Below are 12,057 nucleotides of genomic sequence, written 5' to 3' on the forward strand. Positions count from 1 at the left end.
GGCGGCCTTCGGGTCGCCCCCTTTTTATCAGCGGCAGTAGAGATAACCTCCCTTTCGCTCCAGCACGTCGAGATGCAGGTGATCCTGATGGGTCGCGTCACTGCCGGGGGAAAGAACGGTGCGGAAGAACAGGCAGGCGGCGGCTGTAATCGTCCGCTGGAAGGCACCTTCCACCGTTCCATCCTCGCCGCGCGGCTTCATCACCAGCGGATCGCCCTTGTCAAAGGCGATGGTGGAAATATCGACAGCATTGCCCTTGGCATGTTCGGAAATCTTGCCGGTTTCGGCACTGTTGCGGTTGCGGCAAATATAGGTCGAGGCATTGGCAATCGCCGTTACCTTTTTGTCCGGCAGGGCGAGAGCCGCGGCCGGCAGCATCATCTCCTTTGTCCAGCGCGATAGCGCAAGGGCAGTTTCGCAGCGCATGGTGCCAGATGGTTCAAGCTTGATGCCCGGCAGCACCACGGAAAGCTCGATCGGCGCTTCGATACCGCACCCCTGCTCGTCGTCGCGGATCGGCTCGAGCTCTTTGAATTCCGCGCCGATTTCCTTCAATGCGCCAAGGCAGGCCTGAAGCTCTGCCGGGTCTTCCGGCTTCACAGGCTCCGGCGGTTTTTCCTCGGGTTTCGTTGCTTCGACAGCCGGAGCTACCGTCTCACCGCCGTTTTGCCCCTTGTCATCTTTCTTCTTGTCCTCGGCACCCTTCCCTTCCGCGTCGGATTTTCCTTCTTCAGGCGGTTGCGGCTTGGGGGTCGGTTTCGGTGTGTCTTCGGGCGTTTGCGCGCCCTTATCGGCCGGCTTTTCCGTTGTGGCAGGTGCTTGCTGTTCGCCAGGCTTCGGCTGTGGCACCGGCACCTGTGGCGGCGGTTCGGAAGCGGAAATAAGAGCGAGACTCGTCATCAGAAGACACAGGCGATGAAGCATTTTCCGGGGCACTCCTGACTGTTTCGGCAGGACAGGAACGCAACTCGCGCCGGTAAGGTTCATTCCGTCGCCGGAATCCGCTTGCCAAGGCGAATTGTGCAGGCTAACAATTTTCCCATGAACATCGTGTCTATGAACATTGCTAACTGGTGGTGGAGCAGCTTTACGCGGCCTTGACCAGTCATGTCTTCAGACAAAGTCCAAGCCGCCCGAATTTTCAGGCGGCTTTTTTGTTATTCTGCCGCCTGTCATCGGGCCTGAAAAACGGGAAGTGCGAAAGAAATGGTAACGATCATTCAGGATGACGGAGCGGAAACCTACGAGACGAAAGGCGGCATAAAGGTCAGCCGGAAGCGTCGCGCCGCCGAATATGCCAGCGCCATCGACAACTACATCGAAAAGCTCGATGCCCATCGCGGCGCGGTTTTCTCGTCCAACTACGAATATCCGGGCCGCTACACGCGCTGGGATACGGCTATCATCGATCCGCCGCTCGGCATTTCCTGCTTCGGTCGCCAGATGTGGATCGAAGCCTATAACGGTCGCGGCGAAGTGCTGCTCGACTTCATCACCGAAAAGCTGAAGGCGACGCCCGATCTGACGCTGGGCGCATCCTCCGTCCGCCGTCTCGACCTCACGGTCAACGAACCGGACCGCGTCTTTACGGAAGAAGAACGCTCGAAAATCCCGACCGTCTTCACGGCGCTGCGCGCCATCGTCGACCTGTTCTATTCGAATGCGGATTCGGCCATCGGCCTGTTCGGCGCCTTCGGTTACGATCTCGCTTTCCAGTTCGACGCGATCAAGCTTTCGCTCGCGCGCCCGGAAGACCAGCGCGACATGGTGCTTTATCTGCCTGACGAAATTCTCGTCGTGGACCATTATTCCGCCAAGGCCTGGATCGACCGTTACGATTTCGAGAAGGACGGTGTAACGACGGACGGCAAGTCCTCAGAGATCGCGCCCGATCCCTTCAAGACCACCGACACGATCCCGCCCAAGGGCGATCACCGTCCAGGCGAATATTCCGAGCTGGTGGTGAAGGCCAAGGAAAGCTTCCGACGCGGCGATCTGTTCGAGGTCGTTCCCGGGCAGAAGTTCATGGAGCGCTGCGAAAGCAATCCATCGGCGATCTCCCGCCGCCTGAAGGCGATCAACCCTTCGCCCTATTCCTTCTTCATCAATCTCGGTCATCAGGAATATCTGGTCGGTGCTTCGCCGGAAATGTTCGTGCGAGTCTCCGGCCGTCGCATTGAGACCTGCCCGATTTCAGGCACCATCAAGCGTGGCGACGACCCGATTGCCGACAGCGAGCAGATCCTGAAGCTGCTGAATTCGAAGAAGGACGAGTCCGAACTGACCATGTGCTCGGATGTGGACCGCAACGACAAGAGTCGCGTCTGCGAGCCGGGTTCGGTGAAGGTCATCGGCCGCCGCCAGATCGAGATGTATTCGCGCCTCATCCACACGGTCGACCACATCGAGGGCCGTCTGCGCGACGACATGGATGCCTTCGATGGCTTCCTCAGCCACGCCTGGGCCGTCACCGTCACTGGCGCACCGAAGCTCTGGGCCATGCGCTTCATTGAAAGCCATGAGAAGAGCCCGCGCGCCTGGTATGGCGGTGCAATCGGCATGGTCGGTTTCAACGGCGACATGAATACCGGGCTTACGCTGCGCACCATCCGTATCAAGGATGGCATCGCGGAAGTCCGCGCCGGTGCGACGCTTCTCAATGATTCCAATCCGCAGGAAGAAGAAGCCGAAACCGAACTGAAGGCATCCGCCATGATCGCGGCCATTCGCGATGCAAAAGCCACAAACTCGGCCGCTACCAAGCGCGATGCCGCCAAGGTGGGCACCGGCGTCAAAATCCTGCTGGTCGATCACGAAGACAGTTTCGTGCACACGCTGGCGAATTATTTCCGCCAGACGGGTGCCACAGTTTCCACCGTCAGAACGCCCGTCGCAGCGGAGGTCTTCGACCGCTTCCAGCCCGATCTCGTCGTGCTTTCGCCCGGACCGGGCAGCCCGACGGATTTCGACTGCAAGGCGACGATCAAGGCCGCCCGCGCCCGCGAGTTGCCGATCTTCGGCGTGTGCCTCGGTCTTCAGGCGCTGGCGGAAGCCTATGGCGGCGAACTTCGCCAACTTGCGGTACCAATGCACGGCAAGCCCTCACGCATCCGCGTGCTGGAGCCAGGCCTGGTCTTCTCCGGTCTCGGCAAGGAAGTGACCGTCGGTCGCTACCATTCGATCTTCGCCGACCCTTCCACCCTTCCGCGTGATTTCATCATCACCGCGGAAAGTGAAGACGGCACAATCATGGGCATCGAACACGCCAAGGAACCGGTAGCCGCCGTTCAGTTCCACCCGGAATCGATCATGACTCTCGGCCAGGATGCCGGCATGCGCATGATCGAGAACGTCGTGGTGCATCTCACCCGCAAGGCGAAAACCAAGGCAGCGTAAACATCCTGCATCGGCGGCGTCACTTCGGCGCCGCCGGGCAAGCCTCAAACAGCGCGACTTCGAGATCGCCTGCTGCCTAGCTACGCGGCAGCGATGTGGAAATGCACAGCGCGAATTTCTTCAAAAGTTGCATGTCGAAGTGGCCTTCCCGGCGCAACATCCACGTCAGCGCTTCGTTTGCCGTCCACGGCTTCTTGTAGGGCCGAACCGAGGTTACGGCGTCATAGACATCGCAGATCGCCGCAATGCGCGCGTGAAGACTGATCTCGTTTCCGGCGCAGCCGCTGGGATAACCGCCGCCATCAATGCGCTCGTGATGATTGAAGCAGACATCCAGAACCATGGCCGGCATCTGCTCGTTGCGAGACAAGATATCCCGGCCGAACGTTGGATGAAGATTGATGATTTCCCGCTCGGTGGCGCTTAAACCTTCCGCCTTGTTGAGGATCGACGAAGGAATTTCCACCTTGCCGATATCGTGCAGCAGGCCGCTGATGCCGAGCAGATCGACCGTTCCCTTGTCCAGCCCGAGATAATTGCCAAAATGGATCATCAACCCGCTGACGGAAACCGAATGCACGAAGGTCGTCTCGTCCTTCGACTTCAACCGGGTAACGCCGATGAAAATCGCCGGGTTCGACTGGACCGCATCGGAAATCTTGCCGGCCGCCGCTGTCATGCCCTTGAGCGACACGCAGCCACCGGCTTCGGCAACGGCAAATGTCTCGGCAATGGCATCGGCGGCGGAGCGCACGGCATGGGTGATGGCAGCCATGGTTTCGGGGCCATTGTTTAATCGCGGCGGGACGGTTCCAGAGTACGGCCTACCCTCGATATCGTTTCCCTTGGCCGTATTGATGATGATGCTTTCAGCGCCGCTCAATTTCAATTGACGCATCAACTCTTCATGGCGCAGAAGAAATCGATATCGCTGCAAAAATTCGCTGTTCGAAAGCGCTCCCTCGACCGCTTCGATAAACATGCCAACCGTCAATTGCTGGGTAGAAATTCGTTTGAGCATCAGACGCTTTTATTTTCCTTCCCGGGAATGGTAACCTCCGCTGGCAATTGCTGAAAAGACCGGGACCAACCGGTATCCCTCCAAGGGTAAGTTACGCATTCCTAACATTGTTCAATTTTGGAACTTAAACATAAGATAGCACGAATATGAAAATTTTTTACTCTGGATATATTTAAAACACAAAGAATCAATTCGATTAAGTCAAGAAACAACCTAAGAATGTAAATACTGAAAATTCTCGCGAACGACGTAAACCAGGAGCCGAAGAAAAGCCGCATGAATTCGAAACTTGAAACGCGCATCGATCAGGGTACGGGCCGTGAACCGGCAGATATAGTTCTCAAGGGCGGACGATTCTTCGACCTCGTAACTGGAGAACTTGTTGCCTCCGACATCGCCATCTGCGGCGATACCATCGTTGGAACTTGCGAAAGCTACAAGGGTCGCCGGGAAATCGACATTTCGGGGAAAATCGTCGTTCCAGGTTTCATCGATACCCATCTCCACATCGAATCATCGCTGGTGACGCCGCACGAATTCGACCGCTGCGTTCTGCCCTACGGCGTTACTACCGCCATCTGCGACCCGCATGAGATCGCCAATGTTCTGGGCGCGGAGGGGCTTCGGTTCTTCCTGGACAGTTCCATGGAAACCATCATGGACATCCGCGTGCAGCTCTCGTCCTGCGTGCCCGCAACCCATCTGGAAACCTCGGGCGCCGATCTGCCGATCGAAAAACTGCTGCCGTTCCGTGATCATCCGAAGGTTATCGGCCTTGCCGAATTCATGAATTTTCCGGGTGTCATCCACAAAGACCCGGTATGCATGGCAAAACTCGAAGCCTTTCAAGGACAGCATATCGACGGACACGCGCCGCTTCTGTTGGGAACGGCGCTGAACGGATATCTGGCAGCCGGCATCCGCACCGAACATGAGTGCACCAGTGCTGCCGAGGCTTTGGAAAAGATCCGCAAGGGCATGCATATTCTCGTGCGCGAAGGCTCTGTCTCAAAAGACCTGCACGCCCTGATGCCTGTTATCACCGAGCGTCTGTCGCCTTATCTTGCGCTTTGCACCGATGACCGCAACCCACTCGACATCGCCGAACAGGGTCATCTCGATTATATGATCCGCACGGCAATCGCCAACGGCGTGGAACCGCTCGCCATCTACCGCGCCGCCTCGATTTCCGCCGCAAAGGCCTTCGGCCTGCGCGATCGCGGTCTTATCGCACCGGGCTGGCGCGCCGACCTCGTGGTGATCGACACCTTGCAGAACTGCAAGGCCGGCATGGTCTTCTCCGGCGGCCGTATCGTCGATGACGCGCTGTTTGCCACCCGCAAGCCGGTCGCGCCCGTCGGTCTTGACAGCGTCAAGGCAAGACCCGTGCTCGCCGCCCATTTCGGCGTGCCGGTCGCGCAAGGCGAGACCCCGGTGATGGGCGTTCTCCCCGGCAAGATCATCACCGAACATCGCCGCTACACGCTGCCGACGGACGGCAACCAGACGACTGTCGATCTCGCAAACGACATCATCAAGGTCGCCGTCATCGAGCGCCATGGCAAGAACGGCAACCACGCCAACGGCTTCGTGCAGGGCTTCGGGCTGAAGAAGGGCGCCATCGCCTCCACTGTCGGTCATGACAGCCACAATATCTGCGTTGTCGGCGTTAACGAGGACGACATGGCGCTGGCCGCCAACCGGCTCGGCGAAATCAAGGGCGGTTTCGTGGTGGTCGAAGACGGCAAGGTGACGGGCGAGATTGCGCTCCCGGTCGCCGGGTTGATGAGCCTCGAACCTTACGAAACGGTGCGAGACACGCTCCACACCCTGCGAAAGGCAGCCTATGCGCTCGGCACGACGCTCGAGGAGCCCTTCCTGCAGGTGGCTTTCCTGCCGCTACCCGTCATCCCGCACCTGAAGATTTCCGACATGGGCATGGTGGATGTGGATCGGTTTGCACTGATCTGACGATGGAGTTTATCGGCTGGAAACAGCGTAATCTGCTTATGCCGCGTTTCTGAGACGGCGCGAGCCGTCTCAGGTTTTCGTTTCTGCAGGCTAGGTCATGCAATAATATTTGCCCGCGACCCTGCCAAAATAGGCGTGGCGCAAGTTCCCGGATTAAGCAGAAAAGAGCCGAGCGACGTCCACATGAAAATGCCGGTTCAGACAAGGCGAAACGGACGGATTGCTAAATCGGCTGACTTACAGCATCGGCAAGTCATGAATGCGATGGCAGCAGCTTGCGGAAATAAACCACCCGTTCGGTCTCCTCAAACCCCAGCGCCGCATGCATGCGGTGTGAATCGATATTGGCAATATCGGCATCGGAGGCAAGCTCGCTCACGCCCTTGCTGATCGCCCAGCGGGTGACCTCGGCGATCAATGCCGCGGCAACGCCCTGACCGCGGAATTCCTCCTCCACATAAACGCCTTCGAGAAACGCAACAGGCGAGGTATCGCATCCGTTGACATAATCCCACCGGAGGCTGACGTCGGCAAAACCGATGGCCATTCCGACCAGATCATAGGCAATGAAACCGGCGTCGTTGTCGGAAAGGTTCTGCAATTCCGCCCTGTGTTCGGCAACAGAGGCATCGGGCCATAAACGGTGGCGCAAAAGGGACCAGTCATCCAGAGATGCTGCGGCGTGCCTGATGGAAAATTGCAGGCTCAAGCGACGACCCCGCAAAACACGTCCAACCCCTCAAGCTTCACGATCCCGGCGTCGAACAGCGGCTCAAAACTTGGCATCGGCAGGATATCCGTGACCTCCATACCCTTCGGGACAGGAAATTCCACCGCCTCACGGGTCAGGTTGAAAACGAAAAGTAGTTTTTCGTCACCCTTGTGGCGCGTGAAGGCCAGCACATCGAGATTGGTCTTGATGAAGTCCATATCGCCGTCGCGCAATGCTCCATGGGTTTTGCGGAAGGACAAGACCGCGCGGTAGTGGTTAAGAACCGAGTCCGGCTTGCGCTCCTGCGCATCCGCCGCCTGCATGGCGTGGGCATAGGGCACCGGCAGCCACGGCTTTTCCGCGCTTGAAAAACCCGCATTCGGCTTGCCGGTTTCCCACACCATCGGCGTGCGGCACCCGTCACGCCCCTTGAAGGCGGGCCAGAAGCGAATGCCGTAGGGGTCACGCAAATCCTCGAAGGCCAGTTCGGCCTCGGTCAGGCCCAGCTCCTCACCCTGATACAGACATATCGAGCCGCGCAGGCTGGCGAGAACGCAGATGGCGAGCTTCGCAACCTGCGTCTGCTCCTCGGAGCCTTCGGAAAACCGGCTCAGATGGCGCACCACATCGTGGTTGGAAAAGGCCCAGCAAACCCAGCCATCCGTCACCACCTTGCCAAAGGTCTCGACCGAGCCCCGCAGGTGTTTTGCGCTGAAATCCGGGCCAAGCAGATCGAAGGTATAGCACATGTTGAGTTTGTCATTGCCGGATGTGTAGGCCGCGACCGTCTTCAGCGAGCGTGCGCCGTCCCCCACCTCGCCCACGGTGGCGCGGCCCTCATATTCATCGAGAAGCGCGCGGAAGCGCTGGAGGAAGGCCACGTTTTCTGGCCGCGTCTTGTCGTAGAGATGATCCTGCATGCCGTAAGGATTGACGTCGGACGCATCGAGGCCAAAGCTTTCGTCGTCCAAAAGCGGCGGGTTGTCGCGCAACAGCTTGTCGTGGAAATAGTGATTGACGGTATCGAGACGAAAACCGTCCACGCCGCGATCGAGCCAGAACCGTACGGTTTCCAGAAGCGCATCCAGAACATCCGGATTGTGAAAATTGAGATCCGGCTGCGAGGCGAGAAAGCTGTGCATGTAATATTGCTTGCGCACGCCATCCCATTCCCATGCCGGCCCGCCGAACACGGAAAGCCAGTTGGTGGGCGCCGTGCCATCCGGTTTGGGATTGGCCCAGACATACCAGTCCGCCTTGCTGTTGATGCGGCTTGCACGGCTGTCCACGAACCAGGGATGCTTATCGGATGTATGCGAAATCACCTGGTCGATGATGACTTTCAGCCCCAGCCGGTGCGCCTCGGCCATCAATGCATCGAAATCGGCAAGCGTGCCGAACATCGGATCGACATTGCAATAATCGGAAACGTCATAGCCCATATCGGCCATGGGGGAGGTGAAGAAAGGCGAGAGCCAGATGGCATCGACGCCGAGCGAGGCGATGTAGGACAGCCGCTTCGTCACCCCGGCAAGATCGCCGTAACCGTCCCCGGTCGTATCCTGAAAGGATCGCGGATATACCTGATAGATCACCGCCCCCTTCCACCAGTCCGATTGCGCTTGGGATTTGTGGACCGGGGCATGGGTTGTCGGCATGAGCGATCTCCTGATGAGGGTTGGTCCGAGAATATAAAGCAGCTGTCCCTGCGTAAACCGGAACTTCGCAAATGCCCAAAATCACCTCGAAGCGGGCTTGTCAGGCACCTCCTGTCGTCGTAATCCCGAAGGTAAAGTAAGTGGAGGATGACGGCGTGGGCGGACGGTTTCTGTCGATTGGCGAATGTATGGTGGAACTGTCGCAGGCCGGAAACGGGCTGCTGCGCAAGGGTTTTGCCGGTGATACCTTCAATACGGCATGGTATGCACGTGCCTGTCTGCCAGAAGACTGGTCCGTCGATTATTTCACGGCACTCGGCGACGATCCTCTTTCGCAGGACATGCTGGCCTTCATTGCAGATGCCGGTATCGGCACGGAAAAAATCCGCCGCATCAAGGGCGGCACACCCGGCCTTTACCTCATCAACCTCAAGGATGGTGAGCGCACCTTCAGCTATTGGCGCAACGCCGCCGCAGCAAGGCAACTCGCAGCAGATGCGGACCACCTGCGCAAGACGGTGGAAAGCGCCGACGTCATCTATTTTTCTGGCATCACGCTCGCCATTCTCGCTTCGCCCCACGATGTAGATACTTTCCTTGCGGAACTGCGCCGCGCCAAGGCAGCGGGCAAGCCCGTGGTCTTCGACCCGAACATCCGCCCGCGCCTCTGGTCCGACAAGGACACGATGCTGGAGACGATTACCAACGGCGCACGCGCCGCAACGCTGGTAATGCCGAGTTTCGATGACGAAGCCAGCCATTTTGGTGACACATCCGTCGAGGCCACAATCGAGCGTTACCGTGCGCTCGGCGTCGCCAACATCGTCGTCAAGGATGGCGCAAAGGGTGCGACACTCGATTTCAGCGGCGCACGCAGCCACGCTCCGGCGGTAGAAGCCGTGGATGTGGTGGATACGACAAGTGCAGGCGACAGTTTCAACGGCGCGTTTCTCGCCCGATATGTAACCGGCAGTTCGCCGCATGACGCCGCCGTCTTTGCCGCACGGGCAGCGGCAACCGTCATCGGCCATCACGGCGCGCTGATCAGCCCCGAGCTTCTTCCGCTGGTCGGATGATGCCAGACGGAACCGGCTTCCTGATACCTGTGCTTGTCACAGGGATGACCAAGAGAGCGCATTACGGACAAGAGCAAGCTTGTATGTGCAAAGGACACTTCTCTACCCTCATCCGCCCTGACATGATCCTGTAACACGCACGCCGCATATACGGGCGGAAGCCGGGTGGTGGGGAATCGCCCGTGCGCAGTCGAGCAGGATCGGTGTTTCATGACGAGAATCACGATTGTCACAGATGCCTGGCACCCGCAGGTCAACGGCGTGGTCCGTTCCATCGAAAATACCAATACGGAACTCGCGCGGCTGGGCGTGGATGTGCACATGGTGACACCGCAGAGTTTCTACAGCATCCCCTGCCCGACCTATCCGGAAATCCGCCTGTCAGTCGCCGGCTATCGCCGTGTCGCGGCGGAGATTGAAAAAAGCCAGCCCTCCTTCGTCCACATCGCCACCGAGGGTCCGCTGGGTTTCATGGCGCGGCGCTGGTGCGTGAAGAACAGGATGCGTTTTTCCACCAGCTATCACACCCGCTTTCCCGAATATGTCGCGGCGCGCTTCCCCATCCCGGAAAGCTGGCTTTACGCTTTCGTGCGCTGGTTTCACAATGGCGGCAACACCTGCATGGTGGCGACGCCAAGCCTCGAGACCGAGCTTGAGGCCCGCGGGGTTCGCAACTTGAAGCGCTGGAGCCGCGGCATCGATGCCGAACTGTTCCATCCACGTCCAAAAACGTCGCTGCCTTTCGATCTGCCGAGACCGATCTTCATGACGGTCGGTCGTGTGGCGGTGGAAAAGAACCTGCCTGAATTCCTCGACCTCGAGCTGCCCGGATCGAAGGTCGTGATCGGCGATGGCCCGGCCCGCCATGAATTGCAGGAAAAATATCCGGACGTGCTGTTTACCGGCATCAAGACCGGGGAAGAACTCGCGGCTGCCTATGCGCAGGCCGATGTCTTCGTTTTCCCGTCCAAGACCGACACATTCGGCAACACCATTCTGGAAGCGCTGGCGAGCGGTGTGCCGGTGGCCGCCTTCCCCGTTACCGGGCCGATCGACATTCTCGGCGGCAATCCCGGGGCAGGCGCGCTGAATGACAATCTTCGCGACGCGTGTCTTGCAGCGCTCCATTGTTCATCGCAGGAGGCCCTGGCGCTTTCCAAAAGCTACAGCTGGGAAAAGGCATCGCGGCAATTCCTCGACAACGTCATTCACGCCGCCGGAAAATCCCTGCCGCTTTTGTCCCGCTCACGACTTGCCTGACGTTGAGACACATTGATCCCCGACATTTTATCGGGGAACGGTGGACGAAACAAAGCAGGAGTGTCACAAGACGATCTGGACGCGACCGCCGTTATCTTTAGAACGGGGTCGGGCTGCTGATTGACGTCAGGCGGCTGCCGCGAGATCACGCTGGCCGTCCTAATTTCACAAAGACTTATCCCGTCTCAGATCACCACACGCCGACGAGCGCCTGGCCGGAAAGCGGCACCGTCCGCGCCTTGCCGTTCCGCTCCGTGACCGAAAGCGACGGGGACATCTGTTTCGGCGACTTGCGGAACCAGTTTGCGGCGACGCTTGCCAGATCGCCGATCATCGCCTGTTTGTGCCAGTCGGCAAAACGCCGCGCGGTGGCTTCCGGCTCGGAGCGGTAGAAGAAATCGCCGGAATGATCGAGATCGTTGATGGAAGCCGCCATGGCCGATAGCGGACGCTGAAACATCTTCGGGGGCACGGAAAGTTCGCGTGCGCTCTGCGAAAAAGCGGGCGCCATGAAATCGATCGCCCATCCGTCCGCTTCGACCCAGCAATGGAAATTATCGCCAGCGCCCGTTACGTAACCATCGTCACGATGGTCCGCAAAAAGCATGACCGTTCCACCAAGATTATAAGCGGCAAGCCCGCCCTTCGGCACAGCTTTCACCTTGTAATGCTGCTGAAGGATGAAGGCGCCGAAGGTGCTGAAATACATGCAGGCCGTAGCCGGGTCGGCATTGTCGTTGACGAGCAGGCTGTTGATGACGCGGTAAATCCGGTGATAGTCGGTCTGCTTGATCAACATGGTTTTTTACTCGCCGGTTTTATGGTTATCGGAAGGCAACGGGAGAGACCGGTTCACCGTCGATCTCGATATTGGTGAGACCTCGGCCCCACGCGACGTCATCCTCGGGCTTGTCCCGAGGATCTACCTCCCGAGTCGCAAAATCGAAAGTTTGCAGATTCTCG

The 12,057-nt window shown here is 58.7% G+C and carries 9 protein-coding genes; 4 read left to right on the forward strand and 5 right to left on the reverse strand.

Annotated elements, in window-relative coordinates; translation table 11 throughout:
• Positions 1-27: 27 nt before the first annotated feature.
• Positions 28-924, reverse strand: coding sequence for an extensin-like domain-containing protein (locus AC1DCP_RS19865; RefSeq protein WP_065687131.1), 897 nt, complete (start codon positions 922-924; stop codon positions 28-30).
• A 282-nt stretch (positions 925-1,206) separates the two neighbouring features.
• On the opposite strand from AC1DCP_RS19865, the gene AC1DCP_RS19870 reads away from it, so the two are divergent.
• Positions 1,207-3,396: an anthranilate synthase gene (locus AC1DCP_RS19870; RefSeq protein WP_003513614.1), complete on the forward strand. Its 2,190-nt coding sequence runs from the start codon at positions 1,207-1,209 to the stop codon at positions 3,394-3,396.
• A 76-nt stretch (positions 3,397-3,472) separates the two neighbouring features.
• On the opposite strand, the gene AC1DCP_RS19875 is transcribed toward AC1DCP_RS19870, so the two are convergent.
• Positions 3,473-4,417 carry a cyclic di-GMP phosphodiesterase gene (locus tag AC1DCP_RS19875; protein WP_025594203.1) on the reverse strand — a complete coding sequence of 315 codons (945 nt, stop codon included), beginning with the start codon at positions 4,415-4,417 and terminating at the stop codon, positions 3,473-3,475.
• 276 nt (positions 4,418-4,693) lie between these two features.
• On the opposite strand from AC1DCP_RS19875, the gene ade reads away from it, so the two are divergent.
• Positions 4,694-6,388, forward strand: coding sequence for an adenine deaminase (gene ade, locus AC1DCP_RS19880; protein ID WP_065687130.1), 1,695 nt, complete (start codon positions 4,694-4,696; stop codon positions 6,386-6,388).
• 253 nt (positions 6,389-6,641) lie between these two features.
• Here ade and aac(6') read toward each other — a convergent pair whose 3' ends face one another.
• Together aac(6') and bglA are read right to left on the reverse strand one after the other, a co-directional pair.
• The gene (aac(6'), locus tag AC1DCP_RS19885) at positions 6,642-7,097 is read right to left on the reverse strand and encodes an aminoglycoside 6'-N-acetyltransferase (RefSeq protein ID WP_065687129.1); all 456 of its coding nucleotides are present in this window, start codon (positions 7,095-7,097) and stop codon (positions 6,642-6,644) included.
• Positions 7,094-8,758 (reverse strand): beta-galactosidase BglA, encoded by a 1,665-nt coding sequence (gene bglA / locus AC1DCP_RS19890; protein ID WP_065687128.1) that lies wholly within the window; start codon positions 8,756-8,758, stop codon positions 7,094-7,096. The genes aac(6') and bglA overlap by 4 nt, the downstream gene beginning before the upstream one ends.
• 155 nt (positions 8,759-8,913) lie before the next feature.
• Between bglA and AC1DCP_RS19895 the strand changes: the two genes are divergently transcribed.
• The gene (locus tag AC1DCP_RS19895) at positions 8,914-9,834 is read left to right on the forward strand and encodes a sugar kinase (protein WP_003513625.1); all 921 of its coding nucleotides are present in this window, start codon (positions 8,914-8,916) and stop codon (positions 9,832-9,834) included.
• Positions 9,835-10,044: 210 nt separating this feature from the next.
• A complete protein-coding gene (locus AC1DCP_RS19900) occupies positions 10,045-11,094 on the forward strand; it encodes a bifunctional monoglucosyl/glucuronosyl diacylglycerol synthase (RefSeq protein ID WP_013636642.1) in 1,050 nt (349 codons plus the stop codon).
• Between the two features lie 190 nt (positions 11,095-11,284).
• Here the strand turns inward: AC1DCP_RS19900 and AC1DCP_RS19905 are convergent, their stop codons facing one another.
• Positions 11,285-11,893 (reverse strand): DUF2026 family protein, encoded by a 609-nt coding sequence (locus tag AC1DCP_RS19905; protein WP_003513629.1) that lies wholly within the window; start codon positions 11,891-11,893, stop codon positions 11,285-11,287.
• Positions 11,894-12,057 lie beyond the last annotated feature (164 nt).

The organism is Agrobacterium sp. 10T429 (genome assembly GCF_056393925.1).

Coding starts and splice junctions, on each gene's coding strand:
- ade (WP_065687130.1), top strand. CDS start 4,694: ATGAATTCGAAACTTGAAACGCGCATCGATCAGGGTACGGGCCGTGAA.
- AC1DCP_RS19870 (WP_003513614.1), top strand. CDS start 1,207: ATGGTAACGATCATTCAGGATGACGGAGCGGAAACCTACGAGACGAAA.
- AC1DCP_RS19905 (WP_003513629.1), bottom strand. CDS start 11,893: ATGTTGATCAAGCAGACCGACTATCACCGGATTTACCGCGTCATCAAC.
- bglA (WP_065687128.1), bottom strand. CDS start 8,758: ATGCCGACAACCCATGCCCCGGTCCACAAATCCCAAGCGCAATCGGAC.
- AC1DCP_RS19900 (WP_013636642.1), top strand. CDS start 10,045: ATGACGAGAATCACGATTGTCACAGATGCCTGGCACCCGCAGGTCAAC.
- AC1DCP_RS19865 (WP_065687131.1), bottom strand. CDS start 924: ATGCTTCATCGCCTGTGTCTTCTGATGACGAGTCTCGCTCTTATTTCC.
- AC1DCP_RS19875 (WP_025594203.1), bottom strand. CDS start 4,417: ATGCTCAAACGAATTTCTACCCAGCAATTGACGGTTGGCATGTTTATC.